General features: G+C 65.4%; 20 protein-coding genes. 14 read left to right on the top strand and 6 right to left on the bottom strand.

From position 1 onward, the window contains the following. The first annotated feature begins 58 nt into the window (after positions 1–58). The 7 genes from OEZ49_RS02145 (at position 59) to OEZ49_RS02175 (ending at position 6,547) form a co-directional block, all read left to right on the top strand. A complete protein-coding gene (locus OEZ49_RS02145) occupies positions 59–1,762 on the top strand; it encodes an acyl-CoA dehydrogenase (RefSeq protein ID WP_263386789.1) in 1,704 nt (567 codons plus the stop codon). After that, on the top strand, positions 1,762–2,808 hold the full coding sequence (locus OEZ49_RS02150; protein ID WP_263386790.1) for an MBL fold metallo-hydrolase: 1,047 nt from the start codon (positions 1,762–1,764) through the stop codon (positions 2,806–2,808). The genes OEZ49_RS02145 and OEZ49_RS02150 overlap by 1 nt, the downstream gene beginning before the upstream one ends. Positions 2,809–2,811: 3 nt before the next feature. Next, positions 2,812–3,270, top strand: coding sequence for a DUF6173 family protein (locus OEZ49_RS02155; protein ID WP_263386791.1), 459 nt, complete (start codon positions 2,812–2,814; stop codon positions 3,268–3,270). 122 nt (positions 3,271–3,392) lie between these two features. Next, a complete protein-coding gene (locus OEZ49_RS02160) occupies positions 3,393–5,168 on the top strand; it encodes a glycerophosphodiester phosphodiesterase (protein ID WP_263386792.1) in 1,776 nt (591 codons plus the stop codon). Further along, positions 5,155–5,715 carry a hypothetical protein gene (locus OEZ49_RS02165; protein ID WP_263386793.1) on the top strand — a complete coding sequence of 187 codons (561 nt, stop codon included), beginning with the start codon at positions 5,155–5,157 and terminating at the stop codon, positions 5,713–5,715. The genes OEZ49_RS02160 and OEZ49_RS02165 overlap by 14 nt, the downstream gene beginning before the upstream one ends. A 62-nt stretch (positions 5,716–5,777) precedes the next feature. Beyond that, the gene (locus OEZ49_RS02170) at positions 5,778–5,912 is read left to right on the top strand and encodes an aa3-type cytochrome c oxidase subunit IV (RefSeq protein ID WP_263386794.1); all 135 of its coding nucleotides are present in this window, start codon (positions 5,778–5,780) and stop codon (positions 5,910–5,912) included. A gap of 29 nt (positions 5,913–5,941) precedes the next feature. Continuing rightward, positions 5,942–6,547: a hypothetical protein gene (locus OEZ49_RS02175; RefSeq protein WP_263387067.1), complete on the top strand. Its 606-nt coding sequence runs from the start codon at positions 5,942–5,944 to the stop codon at positions 6,545–6,547. Between the two features lie 8 nt (positions 6,548–6,555). Here the strand turns inward: OEZ49_RS02175 and OEZ49_RS02180 are convergent, their stop codons facing one another. Together OEZ49_RS02180 and OEZ49_RS02185 are read right to left on the bottom strand one after the other, a co-directional pair. After that, positions 6,556–6,888 carry an AzlD domain-containing protein gene (locus OEZ49_RS02180; protein WP_263386795.1) on the bottom strand — a complete coding sequence of 111 codons (333 nt, stop codon included), beginning with the start codon at positions 6,886–6,888 and terminating at the stop codon, positions 6,556–6,558. Next, on the bottom strand, positions 6,885–7,601 hold the full coding sequence (locus tag OEZ49_RS02185) for an AzlC family ABC transporter permease (RefSeq protein ID WP_263386796.1): 717 nt from the start codon (positions 7,599–7,601) through the stop codon (positions 6,885–6,887). Before OEZ49_RS02185 ends, OEZ49_RS02180 begins: the two co-directional genes overlap by 4 nt. 49 nt (positions 7,602–7,650) lie before the next feature. On the opposite strand from OEZ49_RS02185, the gene OEZ49_RS02190 reads away from it, so the two are divergent. Genes OEZ49_RS02190 through OEZ49_RS02215 form a run of 6 tightly spaced genes read left to right on the top strand, consistent with a single transcriptional unit; the run spans position 7,651 to position 12,307 of the window. Next, positions 7,651–8,547: a formate dehydrogenase accessory sulfurtransferase FdhD gene (locus OEZ49_RS02190; protein WP_263386797.1), complete on the top strand. Its 897-nt coding sequence runs from the start codon at positions 7,651–7,653 to the stop codon at positions 8,545–8,547. Beyond that, positions 8,544–9,179: a molybdenum cofactor guanylyltransferase MobA gene (gene mobA, locus OEZ49_RS02195; RefSeq protein ID WP_263386798.1), complete on the top strand. Its 636-nt coding sequence runs from the start codon at positions 8,544–8,546 to the stop codon at positions 9,177–9,179. Before OEZ49_RS02190 ends, mobA begins: the two co-directional genes overlap by 4 nt. After that, positions 9,176–9,667, top strand: a complete 492-nt coding sequence (mobB, locus tag OEZ49_RS02200; protein ID WP_263386799.1) for a molybdopterin-guanine dinucleotide biosynthesis protein B — start codon at positions 9,176–9,178, stop codon at positions 9,665–9,667. The genes mobA and mobB overlap by 4 nt, the downstream gene beginning before the upstream one ends. Next, positions 9,664–10,464: a molybdopterin guanine dinucleotide synthesis gene (locus OEZ49_RS02205; RefSeq protein ID WP_263386800.1), complete on the top strand. Its 801-nt coding sequence runs from the start codon at positions 9,664–9,666 to the stop codon at positions 10,462–10,464. Before mobB ends, OEZ49_RS02205 begins: the two co-directional genes overlap by 4 nt. Beyond that, the gene (locus tag OEZ49_RS02210) at positions 10,461–11,720 is read left to right on the top strand and encodes a molybdopterin-binding protein (protein ID WP_263386801.1); all 1,260 of its coding nucleotides are present in this window, start codon (positions 10,461–10,463) and stop codon (positions 11,718–11,720) included. Before OEZ49_RS02205 ends, OEZ49_RS02210 begins: the two co-directional genes overlap by 4 nt. Then, positions 11,717–12,307 (top strand): GNAT family N-acetyltransferase, encoded by a 591-nt coding sequence (locus OEZ49_RS02215; protein ID WP_317853156.1) that lies wholly within the window; start codon positions 11,717–11,719, stop codon positions 12,305–12,307. The genes OEZ49_RS02210 and OEZ49_RS02215 overlap by 4 nt, the downstream gene beginning before the upstream one ends. A 9-nt stretch (positions 12,308–12,316) precedes the next feature. Here OEZ49_RS02215 and OEZ49_RS02220 read toward each other — a convergent pair whose 3' ends face one another. From OEZ49_RS02220 to OEZ49_RS02230, 3 genes are all read right to left on the bottom strand, one after another. Continuing rightward, positions 12,317–13,324 (bottom strand): hypothetical protein, encoded by a 1,008-nt coding sequence (locus tag OEZ49_RS02220; protein WP_263386802.1) that lies wholly within the window; start codon positions 13,322–13,324, stop codon positions 12,317–12,319. A gap of 12 nt (positions 13,325–13,336) precedes the next feature. Further along, positions 13,337–13,807 carry a transcription elongation factor GreA gene (greA, locus tag OEZ49_RS02225; protein WP_164129178.1) on the bottom strand — a complete coding sequence of 157 codons (471 nt, stop codon included), beginning with the start codon at positions 13,805–13,807 and terminating at the stop codon, positions 13,337–13,339. Between the two features lie 135 nt (positions 13,808–13,942). After that, on the bottom strand, positions 13,943–14,323 hold the full coding sequence (locus tag OEZ49_RS02230) for a VOC family protein (protein WP_263386803.1): 381 nt from the start codon (positions 14,321–14,323) through the stop codon (positions 13,943–13,945). Positions 14,324–14,406: 83 nt separating this feature from the next. On the opposite strand from OEZ49_RS02230, the gene soxR reads away from it, so the two are divergent. Next, on the top strand, positions 14,407–14,862 hold the full coding sequence (gene soxR / locus OEZ49_RS02235) for a redox-sensitive transcriptional activator SoxR (RefSeq protein WP_263386804.1): 456 nt from the start codon (positions 14,407–14,409) through the stop codon (positions 14,860–14,862). A 7-nt stretch (positions 14,863–14,869) separates the two neighbouring features. Here the strand turns inward: soxR and OEZ49_RS02240 are convergent, their stop codons facing one another. Beyond that, positions 14,870–15,178, bottom strand: a complete 309-nt coding sequence (locus OEZ49_RS02240; protein WP_263386805.1) for an EthD family reductase — start codon at positions 15,176–15,178, stop codon at positions 14,870–14,872. Positions 15,179–15,291 lie beyond the last annotated feature (113 nt).

A 15,291-nucleotide genomic window follows, 5' to 3' on the forward strand; every position in this document is an offset into this window, starting at 1 on the left:
ATACATACCGTTGCCGCTGCGGCTTGCCAAGCCGACACGAAACACCCGAGGGGATCCCATGCCGTACCGTTCGCCCGTAACCGACTATACCTTCCTGCTCAATCACGTCGTGGGCTATGACCGGGTCTGCGCCACCGAGACCTTTGCCGAGGCGGGCGCGGACATGGTCGAGGCGATCCTGACCGAGGCGGGCCGGATGTGTGACGAGGTGATGGCGCCCTTGCAGCGGGGCGGCGACCTGAACCCGGCACGGCTGGAAAACGGGGTGCTGCGTACCTCGCCCGGCTTCGCCGATGGCTGGAAGGCCATATCCGAAGGCGGCTGGATCGGCATGAGCGGCAATCCCGAGCATGGCGGCATGGGCCTGCCGATGACGGTGACGACGGCGGTGAACGAGATGATGAGCGGTGCCTGCCTGTCGCTGCAACTGGCGCCGTTGATGAGCCAGGGCCAGATCGAGGCGCTGGAGCATCATGCCAGCGACGCGATCAAGGAGCTTTATCTGCCCAAGCTGATCTCGGGCGAGTGGTCGGGCACGATGAACCTGACCGAACCGCAGGCCGGGTCGGATGTGGGCGCGCTGAGTTCAAAGGCCGAGCCCAATGGCGACGGCACCTATGCGGTCACCGGTCAGAAGATCTTCATCAGCTGGGGCGACAACGATTTCTGTGACAATGTCTGCCACCTGGTGCTGGCACGGCTGCCCGATGGGGTGCCGGGGACCAAGGGCATTTCGCTGTTTCTGGTGCCGCGCAACCTGCCGGATGAGAATGGCAATGCGGGCGTGGCCAACAGCCTCAAGGTGGTGTCGCTGGAGCACAAGATGGGCCTGCACGGCTCTCCCACCTGCGTGATGCAATATGACGGAGCAACTGGCTGGCTGGTGGGCGAGGAACATGGCGGCATGGCGGCCATGTTCACGATGATGAATAATGCGCGTCTGGGTGTGGGCGGGCAGGGTGTCGGCGTGGCCGAGGCCGCCTGGCAGCATGCGCTGGCCTATGCGATGGAGCGCAAGCAGGGCAAGTCTGCCTCGGGCACCATCGTCGATCATGCCGATGTACGCCGGATGCTGATGAGCATGAAGGCCGATGTCTTTGCCGCCCGCGCCATCCTGATGGCCTGCGCCGTCGCCATTGACATGGGCAATGCCACCGGATCGGCCGAATGGAAGGCGCGTGCCGCCTTCCTGACGCCGATCGCCAAGGCGTTTGGCACAGATACCGGTATCTCGGTCTCGGAAACCGGGGTGCAGGTGCATGGCGGCATGGGCTTCATCGAGGAAACGGGGGCCGCGCAATTCTACCGCGATGTGCGGGTGACCGCGATTTACGAAGGCACCAACGGCATTCAGGCGATGGACCTTGTCGCGCGCAAGATGATGGATGGGGGCGAGGCGGCATCCCGGCTGCTCGACGAGATCGAGGCGCATGCCGAAGGCGCCCGCGCGCAACTGCCGGAACTGGCCGGGCCGGTCTGGGAGGCCAGCGAAACCCTGCGTGAGGCCACCGAATGGCTGGTGGGCCAGGGCGACATGACCGAACGCTTTGCCGGTGCGGTACCCTATCTGCGGGCCTTTGCCCGGGTTCTGGGCGCGCATTACCACCTGGCCGCGGCGCTGGCCGACAAGGGCGGCGCGCGCGAGAAGCTGGCGCGGTTCTACATCAACGCGCTGCTGCCCGAGCATGACAGCCTGCTGGTGCAGGCGCGCAACGGCGCGGGCGATCTCTACGCGCTCGACCTCGACGAACTGGCGGCGTGATGGACCGGGCGCCGGGGCTGGCGATGCGTTACCCGTGGGACGAGCCGCCCGCGCACGGTACGGCGATAGAGATCGCCGAGGGCGTGTTGTGGATGCGGTTGCCGCTGCCGATGAAGCTGGACCATGTGAACGTCTATGCGCTGGATGACGGCGATGGCTGGACGGTGATCGACACCGGGTTTTCGTCAAAGAAGACCCGCGCCATCTGGCAGACGCTGATCGACGGGCCGCTGGCGGGCAAACCTGTGCGCCGCGTGGTGGCAACCCATCATCACCCTGATCACATCGGCAATGTGGGCTGGTTCCAGTCGGAACTCGGCGCCGAGTTGGTCACCACCCGCACCGCTTGGCTGTTTGCGCGGATGCTGACGCTTGATGTGCAGGAGACCTGGCCCGAGGAAACGCTCGATTATTACCGCAGCGCAGGCATGGCGCCCGAGGTGCTGGCCAAGCGGATGGCCGAGCGGCCGTTCAACTTTGCCGACATGGTCTATCCGATGCCCCTGGGGTTCACCCGGATCAAGCAGGGTGACGTGTTCCGCATGGGCGGGCGCGATTGGGACGTGCATATGGGCAATGGCCATGCACCCGAACATGCGACCTTCTGGAGCCGAGACGACAATCTGGTGATCACCGGCGACCAGATCCTCAGTTCGATCAGCCCCAATATCGGGGTCTATGCCACCGAGCCGCTGGCCGACCCGCTGGCCGACTGGCTGGAAACCTGCGAGCGGCTGGCGCCGCTGGCCCGGCCTGAGCATCTGGCGCTGGGCGGGCACAAGCTGCCGTTTACCGGTTTGCCGATCCGGATGCGGCAGCTGATCGACAACCACCACGGCGCGCTGACGCGGCTGCTGAACCATCTGGACACGCCCAAGGCGGCGTCCGAATGCTTTGCGCCGCTCTTCAAGCGCACCATCGGCGAGGGCGAATACGGGCTGGCGCTGGTTGAAGCGGTGGCGCATGTGAACCATCTCTACCATACTGGGGACGTGATCCGGACCCGCCGCGCGGACGGGGCCTGGCTCTACCAGCGCAAGGGGTGAGAGATGGAAAACAAGATCGAAACTTCGGCCGAATATGCCGAGGCTGAGGCGATGCCGCGTTGTCACGAGGTGCATGCGGACCCCGACAGCGAGCCATGCGAACCCGTGGTGCCCGAGACGTTGCAGCGCCCCACAACCGGCAAGAGCTCGGCGCAATGGGCTTATGAGCGGCTGATCATCTACATCCAGAACTTTGAAAAGCAGCTCGACGCCACGCAAGAGGTCGCCATGGGCTTTGTCGGTGGTGGGGTCGGTGTGCTCAGGATTCAGGGTATGGGCTATTTCGACCCGGATATGGTGACCTTTTACGGCGTCGACGAGGCCGGCGCGCGCACCCAGTTGGTGCAACATGTCAGCCAGCTGAACGTGACGCTGCGTGCGATGCCGGCGGTGGCGCGGGACGAACCGGCGCATCGCATCGGCTTTCGTTTGGCGGCGGATCTGGAGAGCAAGCCGGAATAAGCTTGCCAGATGGGCAGTTGCGCCGTTCAATACCCGCAATTATTGCGGGAGATTGAGCCGTGTCTCATTTGTCAAATGTCGTTTCAGCCTGGCGCCGGTCATGGTCGCGACGTGCGCTTTTTGTGCCCCTCTACGCGGCCCTACGCCTGTTGGCGCTGGCCCTGATCGCGCCGTCCTTGGCGGGGCTGATCAACCTTGCCGTCGCACTGTCTGACCAGTCTGCGCTGACCGACCAAGACATCGCGCGGTTTATCCTGTCGCCAATGGGATTCGCGGCAACGCTTGGCGTGCTGAGCGTGCTGCTGGTGGCAGAGGTGCTGAGTTTCTCGGTCATGGCGGCGAGCCTGCGCAGTCTTGAGGCTGATGTTTGGCGCACCGGCAGCGCGGCCTTTGCGCTGGTGTTTCGCCGGGTGAGGGCGCTTTTGAGCTTTGCGGTTCTGTTCATCTTGCGGCTGTTGCTACTGATCGCGCCGTTTGCGGCGCTGGCGGGGCTGGTCGCGTGGTGGAAACTGACCGACTATGACATCAACTATTACCTGACCTTTCATCCGCCCGAGTTCTGGGTGGCGGTGGTGCTGATCGGGCTGATCGTGCTGCTGCTGGCCGGTGCGCTGATCCTGCGCCTGTCGGGCTGGGCGCTGGCGCTGCATCTGGTTCTGTTCGACGGGATGCGCCCACGCGAAGTCTTTGCCGAGAGCACCCGCCGGATGGGCGTGCGGCGGACCAGGCTGAAGATCGAACTGGTGATCTGGGCGGCGATCCGTATTGCCATTGCCGCCGGTATCGCCGCTGTGGCCAATCTGGCGATGGCCGTGATCCCGATCCCGGCCGAAGGCGGCTTGCGCCGGGCCCTGATCCTGATCGTACTGGTGCTGGGCCTTTGGGCGCTGGCCGGTCTGGTGCTGTCGGCGATTGGCCTGGGGGCGCTGGCCAAGGTTCTGGACGGGTTTTATGGCGGTGAGGCGACGGTTCCCACGCCCTCGGCGCGCATAGGCCTGCGCGGCCGTCTGATAGGGGCCGCGGGCATTGCGGCGATTGCCTTGGGGATCGGCGCCTGGGTCGGCGACGGGCTCTTGACGCAACTGACAGCCGAGGACGACGTGACCGTCATCGGCCACCGGGGCGCGGCGGGATCGCGGCCGGAAAACACCATGGCCTCGGTCGTGAAGGCGATCGAGGATGGGGCCGATTGGGTCGAGATCGACGTGCAGGAAACGGCCGATGGCGAGATCGTGGTGATGCATGACAGCGATTTCATGAAGCTGGCGGGCGTGCCGACCAAGATCTGGGATGCCACGATGCAGGATCTGGAAGCCATAGACATCGGCGGCTGGTACGCGCCGGAGTATTCGGTCGAGCGGACGCCGACCCTGCGAGCGGCGCTGGAAGCGGCCCGGGACAAGTCCCGGGTACTGATCGAACTGAAGTACTACGGACACGATGTGGATCTGGAAAACCGGGTCATTGCCCTGGTCGAGGAACTGGGGATGCAGGACCAGATCGCCACCATGTCGCTGAAATACCCGGCGGTACAGAAGATGCGGGCGCTGCGCCCGGACTGGCGCACCGGAGTTCTGGCCGCCACTGCGGTGGGCGATCTTGCCGGGCTGGAGGGCGATTTCATCGCCGTCAGCACCGCCAGTCTGCGCCCGTCGCTGGTGCGCGCGGTGCATGCGGTGGGCAAGGACATCTATGTCTGGACCGTCAACGAGCCGCTCTTGATGTCCAAGATGATCTCGCTTGGGGTCGATGGGCTGATCACAGACGAACCGGCCTTGGCGCGCGAGGTGCTGGAGGTGCGGGCGACGCTGAACCCGGCGGAACGGGTGCTGTTGTGGCTGACCCAGGAAATGGGCTGGGAGGCGGATGCGAAGGAGTATCGCGATGAGAGCCCGTAACCTTGTGATCGGCTGCCTGCTGGTCGCGGGGCCCGTGGCGGCGCAGGATATCGGGCGGGTGGTCGAACTGCCCGCGCATCGCTCCTTCATGACCACGCGGAGCGAGGCCGTGCTGGCGCCGTTTACCACCGATGGCTGTTCCGGCGGATTGAGTGCCGGGTGGACGCTGGTTGCCGAGACCTTTCCCGATTTTGCCGCGGCGCAGGGCGATGTCCCGCCGTGGGAGGCCTGCTGCATCATCCATGACCGCGCCTATCACGACGGCGGCGGGGCGGAGGACGCCGAGGCCAGCTATGACGCCCGGGTGCAGGCGGACGAGGAATTGCGGTCCTGCGTGCGCGAGACAGGCGAAAGCCATCTGGAGGCGCTTGCCATCCGCTATGACACCACGCCCGAGACGGTGCGCCGAGCCTATGGCACGATTGCCGACGCGATGTACATGGCGGTGCGGTTCGGTGGCGGTCCCTGTTCCGGGCTGCCGTGGCGCTGGGGCTATGGTTACCCGCAATGCACACCTTTCGATCTTGCCCTGCCTGCGCGCGAATGACGTCGTGACAGGGCGGCGAGAATCCGTTATCCAGCGAAAAACACGCGAATAGGAAGACCGCTATGGCTGATTTCAAACCCGGTTCGATGGACATCACCACCCAGACCCAGACTTTTGAAGGGTTCATCAAGGCCACCATCCGCGTGGCCGTGGTGATTTTCTGCATTCTGCTGTTCATGGCAGTCTTCACCTCCTGATCCGGCGGGAGCCTTCCGTGAAAACCTTGATGCTTGTCTGTGTGCTGGCGGCCGGTACGGCGGCCTGTACGCGCCAGAGTGCGCCCTTTGCCGATGATGCAACCGTGGCGGCCGTGCGCTATCGTGAGCCGGGACCGGCGAAGCTGACGCTTTACACCATGGTCAACAACCGCTCGGGCGCGGGGGCGCATACGTCGCTGATGATCAATGCCAGCGAGCGGGTGATCTTTGATCCGGCGGGATCGTTCTGGGCCGATCTCGTGCCAGAACAAAACGACGTTTTGTACGGGATCACTCCGGCGGTCGAGCGCGCCTATCGCGGATCACATGCCCGCGAGACCCATCACGTGGTTGTGCAAGAGCTGGAAGTGACGCCGGAACAGGCCGAGGTTGCCTATCGGCTGGCCCGCCAGATGGGGCCAGTGCCGGGGGCCTATTGCGCCAACTATACCGCACAGCTTTTGCAGCAAATTCCGGGGTTTGGCGACATCAAGGTGACCTTTCAGCCGACCAAACTGGCCGATCAGTTCGGTTCGCTCTCGGGCGCTGTCACGAACAGGTATTACGAGCAGGACGACGCCGACCTGCAAAAAGGCTTGGCCGCCAACAACGCCAAGCTGAACCAGCCGGGCTGAGCCTCGTCTCAGCCCAGCAGGTAGAGCAGGCCGTAAAGCGTGCCTGCCCCTGAAAAGATCGCGACCAGCACGTTTTTCGACCAGTATCCGGCGGCAAGCGCCACTGCGGCGGCGCTAATCCGGGGCACATCGGGCTGGCCGCCGGTGGCCTGTGGCCAGATGACCAGCGGCGCGATCAGCGCGGGCAGGATGGCCACGGCGGTATAGCGCAGGTGCCGCAGCAGCCAGCCGGGCAGCGGACGGTCGCCCACCAGCCCGATAAAGACAAAGCGCAGGCCAAAGCTGCCAAAGGCAAGCCCGGCGATGACGATCCACATGGTTGTCGGGTCGATCTCGGTCATGTGTTCTTGCTCCGGCGTGCCAGCATCACTTCGGCCTGCGCGCCGGCCATCATGCCGGCGGTGCCCGCGATCAGCAGGCCTAGGTTGAACGGCACACCGGCTGTCAGCAACGCGGTCACGATCGCCACCAGCGCCGCGATCACATGCGGCAGGGTGCGCAGCATCGGTCCGATCATTGCCAGGAAGGTAATGGGCAGGGCGAAATCCAGCGCCCAGCTGTCGGGGGTGCGGGTGCCCAGCACCGCACCCAGATAGGTCGCCAGATACCAGGCGGGCGCCAAGGGTGTGACGGTACCAAAGAAATAGGCCATCCGCTGTGGCACGGTCAGGTCCGGCTCGGTCTCGAACCGCACCATGGACAGGGCATAGGACTGGTCCACCGTGAAATAGGCGGCAACCGCCCGCTGCCACAGCGGTGCGGCGCCCAGATAAGGCGTCAGCGCGGCGGAATACATCGCCACCCGCAGATTGACCGCCAGCGCAGACAACAGGACGATCAGTGTCGGTGTGTCATCGAGCAAGAGTTGCAGCGCGGTGAACTGCGCCGCACCCGCAAAAACGGTGGCGGTAAAGGTCATCACCTGCACCAGGTTCAGCCCGGCCTCGGTCGCGAAAACGCCGAACAGCGTGCCAAAGGGGGCCGCCACCATGATGAAGGGTGCGCCGTCGCGAAAACCCTTCCAGTAGACGGATTTGGATGTGGTGAAGGACATTCCTAGATCCTAAGGTAAGCCCGACCGCTGTACCGAGCCAAGGAAAGGGTTGCAATTGGCTATCTCGGACGACCTGTCAGATTACATCATCGCCCCCGACCCGGGGGCCGCCCGGCTGACCCGCGCAGTCGAGGGTTTGGACCAGACCGGCGCACCCGCGCGCCTCTCGGTGGTCGAGGAACGCCCGCTGACCATCTTCCTCAACAGTCAGGAGATCGTGACCGCCATGACCATCGGGGATTACCCCGAGTATCTGGCGCTGGGCTTCCTGCGCAATCAGGGCATGCTGAAACCGGGCGAAGAGATCACCGGCGTCGATTTCGACGAGGATCTGGAAACCGTCGTGGTGCGTACGGCGGTGGAAACCAGCCACGAGGAAAAGCTGAAGAAAAAGACCCGCACCAGCGGCTGTGCCGTGGGCACCGTGTTCGGCGACATGATGGAGGGGCTGGAGGAGGTGCGCTTGCCTCAAGTGGAGGTGCGTACATCCTGGCTCTATGATCTGGCGGCGCGGATCAACCGCACGCCCTCGCTGTATCTGGAGGCCGGGGCAATTCATGGCACGGTGCTGTGCCGCAAAAGCAGGCCGCTGGTCTATATGGAGGATGTGGGCCGCCATAACGCGGTGGACAAGATCGCGGGCTGGATGCTGTCCACGGGCGAGGGGGCGGGCGACAAGATCCTCTATACCACCGGGCGGCTGACCTCCGAGATGGTGATCAAGACTGCGATGATGGGCATCCCGGTGCTGGCCTCGCGGTCGGGCTTTACCGCCTGGGGGGTCGAGATCGCGCGGCAGGTCGGCCTGACCCTGATCGGCCGGATGCGTGGGCAACGGTTTGTCTGTCTGTCGGGGGCCGAGCGGTTGGTCTGGGATGCCGACCCGGCCAGCGTGCCGGTCGAGGATAGGAAACATCGCAGGAAGAGTGCGGAGGCGGGCGAATGACCGCCGCTCTGGGCGTGATCCTTGCCGGTGGGCTCGCCACTCGGATGGGGGGCGGCGACAAGGGGCTGTTGCCACTGGGCGGGCGGCCTCTGCTGGGCCATGTGATCGACCGGCTGGAGCCGCAGGTCGGAGGGCTGGCGCTCAATGCCAATGGCGATCCGGCGCGGTTTGCGGAATTCGGCCTGCCGGTTCTGCCCGACACGGTCGAGGGGTTTGCCGGGCCGCTGGCGGGCGTGCTCGCCGGGCTTGACTGGGCCGCAGAACAGGGGGCCGACAGCATCGTCACCGCCGCTGCCGATACGCCGTTTTTCCCATGTAATCTGGTGGCGCAGCTGATGGCCTCCGCCGAGGGGCAGGTGCAGCCGCTGGTGCTGGCCACGACCCCGCGTGAGGGCGCGGCGCTGAAATCGGGGGGCAAGGTCAACCGACACCCGACCTTTGGCCTCTGGCCCGTGGCGCTGCGCGACGACCTGCGCGCGGCGCTGAACGACGGCCTGCGCAAGGTGGTGTTGTGGACCGACCGGCATGGCGGGCGCGAGGCGCTGTTTGAGGCAGAGCCGTTCGATCCCTTCTTCAACGTCAACTCGCCCGAGGATCTGGTCCGGGCCGAAACCCTGTTGGAGCGCGCATGAGGGTCTATGGCGTCACCGGCTGGAAGAACGCAGGCAAGACCGGCCTGATGGAGCGGCTGGTGGCCGAGATCACCGCGCGCGGCCTGACGGTGTCGACGGTCAAGCATGCGCATCATTCGTTCGACGTCGATCATCCGGGCCGCGACAGCTGGCGGCACCGTCAGGCGGGCGCGTCCGAGGTGATCCTTGCATCACGCTATCGCGTGGCGCAGATGACCGAGTTGCGCGGCGCGGCGGAACCGCCCCTGGCCGAGCTACTGGGCCGCCTTTCGCCGGTCGATCTGGTGCTGATCGAGGGCTACAAGCGCGAGGGACACCCCAAGGTCGAGGCGTTCCGGGCCGAGGCGGGCACAGCACTGATCGCGCCGGGTGATCCGACCATCCGCGCGGTGGCGAGCGACACGCCCCTGACGCTCGACCGGCCGGTGTTCGATCTGAACGACACAAAGGCGATTGCCGGTTTCATCCTGTCCGAGGTCGGGCTGTGAGGCCCTTTGACACCATTGCCATGGTCGACTGGTCGGGCGGCAACGATACCGGCCCGCGCCCGCGCAAAGATGCGATCTGGGCCTGTGTCGCCGGGGAGGAGCCCGTCTATCTCAGGAACCGGGGGCTGGCCGAAGGCTGGCTGTGCGATGTGATCGAGACCGCTCTGGCCGCCGGTCGGCGGCTGATGCTGGGGTTCGATTTTCCCTTTGGCTACCCGGCGGGCTTTGCCCGGGCGGTGAGCGGGTCGGACGATCCAATGCGCCTGTGGGACTGGTTCGAGGCGCGCGTTGAGGATGCACCAATGGCCAATAATCGGTTCGATCTGGCCGGAGAGATCAACCGGGGGCTGGGCGGCAAGGGACCGTTCTGGGCCAACGGACTAAAACGCGATATCGACGGGTTGCCGCGCACCAAGCGGGTGTACCGCAACCCGTTTCCCGACCGACGCGCGGTGGAGCATCGTGCCCGAGGCGCCTTTACTTGCTGGCAGATGGCCGGGGTGGGCGCGGTCGGCGGTCAGGTGATGATGGGGCTGCCGGTGCTGGCGCGGTTGCGGCGTCATTTTTCCGGGAGGGTGGCTGTCTGGCCGTTCGAGCCGTTGGACAAGCCGGTTGCCTTGGTGGAAATCTGGCCTTCGTTGACTTTGGGCAAGGCGCCTGAGGGCCGGATCAGGGATGCGTGGCAGGTGGAGCGGGTGGCGGATGATCTGGCCGCCCTGCCGCAGGCCGAGCTTTCTCGGCGGCTGGATGTGACCGCGCCCGAGGAAGGCTGGATATTGGGAGTGGACCAGGGATGACCGGGTTGAAACCGCCGCCGCTGCGCAACGATTGTTTCGCTCTGCCTGCCGGGGTCGAATGGACGCCAGTCGATGCCGCGCTCGATATGTTGCGGGACAGGCTGGGGCCGGTGACCGGGGTCGAGCGGCGCCCGCTGGCGCAAGCGCTGGGCGCGGTGCTGGCGGTGGACGCGGTGGCGCGGCGGGCTAGCCCGCCGCAAGCCAACAGCGCGGTCGATGGCTATGGCTTTGCCGGGGCGGTGCCCGAGGGCGCGCATGTGATGCCGCTGGCGGACGGTCGGGCGGCGGCGGGGGTGCCGTTTGATGGCGTCTTGCCCACGGGCCGCGCGTTGCGGGTGCTGACTGGCGCGGCGCTGCCCGAGGGGGTCGAGACCGTGATCCTCGAAGAGGATGTGACGCTGGGCGACGGTGAGATCGCCTTTCGCGGGCCGTTGAAACGCGGCGCCAACACCCGCAAGGCAGGTGAGGACGTGGCAGCGGGCGCGGTTGTGCTGCCCGTAGGGCGGCGGCTGACCCCTGCCGACCTGGCGCTGTTGTCGTCGGTCGGCATCGCCGAGGTGGCAGTAAGGGTCACCCTGCGGGTGGCGATCCTGTCCACCGGCGACGAGTTGACCGAACCGGGGGCAGAGGCCGGGCCAGGCCAGATCTATGACGCGAACCGGCCGATGCTTTGCGCGCTGGCGCAGCGGCTGGGATACCGGGTGTGCGACATGGGGCGGGTTCCGGACGACCGGGCGGCGTTGCGCGCGACCTTGGACCGGGCAGCGCAAGAGGCCGATGTGATCCTGACCAGCGGTGGTGCCTCGGCGGGGGATGAGGACCATGTCTCGGCCCTGTTGCGCGAGGCAGGCGCCATGCAGCAATGGAGGATCGCGCTGAAACCGGGGCGACCGCTGGCGCTGGGCTTATGGCAAGGCAAGCCGGTGTTCGGTCTCCCGGGCAACCCGGTGGCTGCGATGGTCTGCGCCATTATCTTTGCGCGCCCGGCGCTGGCGGTTCTGGCAGGCGAGGCCTGGGCCGAGCCGCAGGGTTTTGACCTGCCCGCGGGCTTTGAGAAGAGAAAGAAACCCGGACGGCGCGAGTACCTGCGTGCCCGTGTGCGGGCTGGCCGGGTGGAGGTCTTTGCCTCCGAAGGGTCGGGCCGGGTGAGCGGGTTGAGTTGGGCCGAGGGGCTGGTGGAGATCGGCGACGATGGCCGCCATATCAGACCCGGCGATCTGGTGCGGTTCATCCCCTATGGCGGGTTCGGATTGTGACCCTGCGCATCACCCGGGGCTTTGACGAAAGCGAGCGGCCAGAGGCCGCGCGCCTGTTCTGGCAGGCCTTCGCGGCCAAGCTGGGCCAGGTGCTGGGGCCAGAGGACAGGGCCTTGCGCTTTCTCCACCCGGCGCTTGATCCGCGCTTCGCACTCGGCGCGCGGGACGGGAAGGGGCAGATGCTGGGGCTTGCCGGGTTCAAGACCGCCGAAGGCGGGCTGGTCGATGCAGGGATGGGCGATCTGGCCCGGGTTTATGGCTGGGTCGGCGCCTTGTGGCGGGGGCCTTTGTTGGAACTCCTGGAGCGACCGCTGCAACCGGGCGTGTTTCAGATGGATGGCATCTTTGTAGATGAGCGTGCGCGGGGCCAAGGGGTTGGCAGCGCCCTGTTGGCGACGATCCGGGCCGAGGCCGAAAGGTCTGGCGCGGGCGAGGTGCAGCTGGATGTCATCGACAGCAACCCGCGCGCAAAGGCGCTGTATGAACGGGTGGGTTTCGTGGCCACCGGCACTGAACACACCGGGCCGCTGGCCTGGGTGTTCGGATTCCGCTCCGCCACCCGGATGCGCCTGCCCTTGACAGGATAGGGCGCGGGGTCAGTCGAAGGTTCCGGCGACGCGCCCCAGCAGCATGAAGGCGCGGGCGGTGCGGGTGTCGCCAAGCGCCGAGATCTCGCTATCGGTCGCCTGGGCCTCGAACCCGGTCAGCATCCGGTCGAAGAGGCGCAGGAAGTGATGCGCGGCATCGCGAAAGATCGGGTCCTGCTTCATGCGGCCAGCGGTCAGTGCCAGCGACGAGCGATCCCGGACGCCGCCGAGACCGGCCACCGCGCGCCCGCGTGCGCCTTGGGCGAACTGGCGCCAGACCTCGGGCCGGGCCATGTCGGGGCGCAGGTCGTCCATATAGATGCCTTCCTGGCTGAGCAGGGTCAGAACATCCTGGGACGCCTGGATCAATTGCGCGGCCTTGCGATCCTTGAGCGCGCGGCGCAGCGCTGCGAAGCCCTCGGTATCCTCGGCGGTTTCCGGGAAATGCAGCGCGCGGATCAGATCCTCGGTCGACAGCGGCGGCGACAGCGCCTCGGCCGGGGTGCCAAGTTCCAGTGACCCCTGGTCGCCTAGAGGCTCGACCGGAACCGAGAGCGGCACCGGGGGCCTGTCGCGGCGGGAGGTGTGGAACGTCGCCAGCGCAGTTTCGGTCTTCTTCGCGGCGGCGGCGATTTCGTCCAGCTTCTTGGTGACAGAGGGTTCGTGGCCCGCCGCATGGCGTTGCTGTTGCGTGATATAGGCCTGCCGGATCGCGTCGATCGCGGCTTGCAGCCGCTGGCTCTCTTCGCGCATGACGCGGCTGGCCCGGGTCGCGGTCGCCGCGACCCAGATCATCGCAACCGGCAGGAAGACGGCCATCATCGACACGATGACGCCAACCCCCTGGCCGGATCCGGCCTCTGCGATGAAAAAGATGTAGACCGACACCAGCAGCCAAACAGCCGTCAGCGCCAGCGCCACGATTTCGACACCCGTGACATTAGGCCGCCTGGGCCGGTCATAGAGCCCAATCGGAGAAGGGCGGGCGGGGTCGCGGTCTGGCGTTTTGCCGGACATGTTCAGGCTCCGTCAGGAGTACTCGATACTCAGGATCTCATAGGCTTTGATGCCGCCGGGGGTGTTCACTTCGACGCTGTCGCCTTCGTCCTTGCCGATCAGGGCACGGGCGATGGGCGATTTGATGTTCAAGAGGCCGTTTTCGATATTGGCCTCGTGCTCGCCCACGATGCGCCAGGTCTTTTCCTCGTCGGTGTCTTCGTCCACCAGCGTCACGCGGGCGCCGAACTTGACCGAGCCGGACAGTTTCGCCGGGTCGATCACATCGGCCAGCGACAATACACCTTCCAGCTCCTTGATGCGGCCTTCGATGAAGGACTGTTTTTCACGGGCGGAATGGTATTCGGCATTTTCCGACAGATCGCCATGCTCGCGCGCCTCGGCGATTGCCTGGATGATGGCCGGACGCTCGACGCTCTTGAGTTGCTTCAGTTCGGCCTCGAGCGCGGCATGGCCCGAAGGCGTCATTGGGATCTTTTCCATCTCTTCTCGTCCACGCAGAAATTGCATCGCCCCGCCGCACGATGCGTCGGGGCGACAGTTGGGTTGCTGTTTACCTGACCCAAACCGGGCGTGGAATGCAAGAGGGGACTAGCGTTGGTTGGGCAGAACCCCGCCTTATGCGTAGCTGATCACCTCGAACTCGATGCCATTGTCATCGTCGAAGTAAAACCGCCGCCCGGGTTCGTAATCGGCGTGGTTATGTGGGGTGAAGCCCGCGGCGCGCACCCGTTCCTCGGTCGCGTCGATATCATCGACCAGAACGCCCACATGGTTCAGCCCGCCGATCACATCATAACTAGTCTCGGCTGAGGCGACCGGCGCGGGTGGGGCGTAAAGCGCCAGATAGGTGTCGGCATCGCCCACATGCACGGTATAGCCGCCGGCGATTGCCGCGCCCTCCCAGCGGGTTTCCCAGCCGAACACCGTGTTCAGCCAGGCGGCGGTTGCCTTGGGATCGGCGACGGTGAAGTTTGCGTGTTCCAGTGTGGCCTTCATGAAAATCTTCCTTTTGCTCTGTTGCCACGGGTGAAGATAATTTCTAAACCTAACTTTAGGTCAAGGTTTTTGCAGGAAAAAATATGCCCGCTTCCGAAGGTCTATCTATCGGCGCATTGGCGCGGCGCACCGGATTGGCGGTGTCGGCGATCCGCTATTACGAAACCCAGGGTCTGATCGCGCCTTGGCGCAATGCGGGCGGGCAGCGGCGCTATCAGCGGGCCGATCTGCGGCGGCTGAGTTTTGTGATGATCGCACAGCAGCTGGGGCTGACCCTGCCAGAGATTCGCGATGTCTTGGCCGGGCTGCCCGGCAACCGGACCCCCACGCGCGCCGACTGGACCCGCATCAGCACTGCGATGCGCGACCGTCTGAACCAGCGAATCGCAACGCTGGAGCGGCTGCGCGACAATCTGGACGGCTGTATCGGTTGCGGCTGTCTCAGCCTGCCCAATTGCGCGCTCTATAACCCCGAGGATCGGGCCGCGAGCAAGGGGCCGGGCCCCCGTCTCGTGCTGGACGAGACCGGGGGCCTCTGACCCCGGATCAGCCAACCACTTCGCCGATCAGCATCTGCGGCGCCTTGTTGTAGAAATTCGGGATATCCGCCACGACGGGTCCGGCGGCGGCCATCGCCGCGTTCATCGCGGCCTGGTCGGCAAAGACGATGGTGGCAATCGCATGAAACGGCGGCGGCGTGTCGGGGCCGCCTGCCAAACCCTTGGTCACAACCGTGTTCTGGATGTGGGCGCCCATGTGTTTGGCGACCAAACCCATATGGGTGGTAAGGTAGTAGTCGTAATCGAAGCTGGTGTCGTCGCGGGCGGGATAGGCGACTTGCAAGGATACGGGCATTCACTCTCTCCAGATAAAGGGGTGTGGACAGAGTAGGGCGATTCCCGAGGATGCGGCAAATTATCCTGAAACGCCCGCAAGAACCCTGATCGGGCGCGGGAATTGCTGCATGT

Source organism: Ruegeria marisflavi, assembly GCF_025673445.1.
Lineage (GTDB): Bacteria > Pseudomonadota > Alphaproteobacteria > Rhodobacterales > Rhodobacteraceae > Ruegeria_B > Ruegeria_B marisflavi.

Coding starts and splice junctions, on each gene's coding strand:
- OEZ49_RS02150 (WP_263386790.1), top strand. CDS start 1,762: ATGGACCGGGCGCCGGGGCTGGCGATGCGTTACCCGTGGGACGAGCCG.
- OEZ49_RS02145 (WP_263386789.1), top strand. CDS start 59: ATGCCGTACCGTTCGCCCGTAACCGACTATACCTTCCTGCTCAATCAC.
- OEZ49_RS02220 (WP_263386802.1), bottom strand. CDS start 13,324: ATGTCCGGCAAAACGCCAGACCGCGACCCCGCCCGCCCTTCTCCGATT.
- OEZ49_RS02180 (WP_263386795.1), bottom strand. CDS start 6,888: ATGACCGAGATCGACCCGACAACCATGTGGATCGTCATCGCCGGGCTT.
- OEZ49_RS02155 (WP_263386791.1), top strand. CDS start 2,812: ATGGAAAACAAGATCGAAACTTCGGCCGAATATGCCGAGGCTGAGGCG.
- OEZ49_RS02170 (WP_263386794.1), top strand. CDS start 5,778: ATGGCTGATTTCAAACCCGGTTCGATGGACATCACCACCCAGACCCAG.
- OEZ49_RS02165 (WP_263386793.1), top strand. CDS start 5,155: ATGAGAGCCCGTAACCTTGTGATCGGCTGCCTGCTGGTCGCGGGGCCC.
- greA (WP_164129178.1), bottom strand. CDS start 13,807: ATGGAAAAGATCCCAATGACGCCTTCGGGCCATGCCGCGCTCGAGGCC.
- mobB (WP_263386799.1), top strand. CDS start 9,176: ATGAGGGTCTATGGCGTCACCGGCTGGAAGAACGCAGGCAAGACCGGC.
- soxR (WP_263386804.1), top strand. CDS start 14,407: ATGCCCGCTTCCGAAGGTCTATCTATCGGCGCATTGGCGCGGCGCACC.
- OEZ49_RS02240 (WP_263386805.1), bottom strand. CDS start 15,178: ATGCCCGTATCCTTGCAAGTCGCCTATCCCGCCCGCGACGACACCAGC.
- OEZ49_RS02185 (WP_263386796.1), bottom strand. CDS start 7,601: ATGTCCTTCACCACATCCAAATCCGTCTACTGGAAGGGTTTTCGCGAC.
- OEZ49_RS02210 (WP_263386801.1), top strand. CDS start 10,461: ATGACCGGGTTGAAACCGCCGCCGCTGCGCAACGATTGTTTCGCTCTG.
- OEZ49_RS02230 (WP_263386803.1), bottom strand. CDS start 14,323: ATGAAGGCCACACTGGAACACGCAAACTTCACCGTCGCCGATCCCAAG.
- mobA (WP_263386798.1), top strand. CDS start 8,544: ATGACCGCCGCTCTGGGCGTGATCCTTGCCGGTGGGCTCGCCACTCGG.
- OEZ49_RS02175 (WP_263387067.1), top strand. CDS start 5,942: ATGCTTGTCTGTGTGCTGGCGGCCGGTACGGCGGCCTGTACGCGCCAG.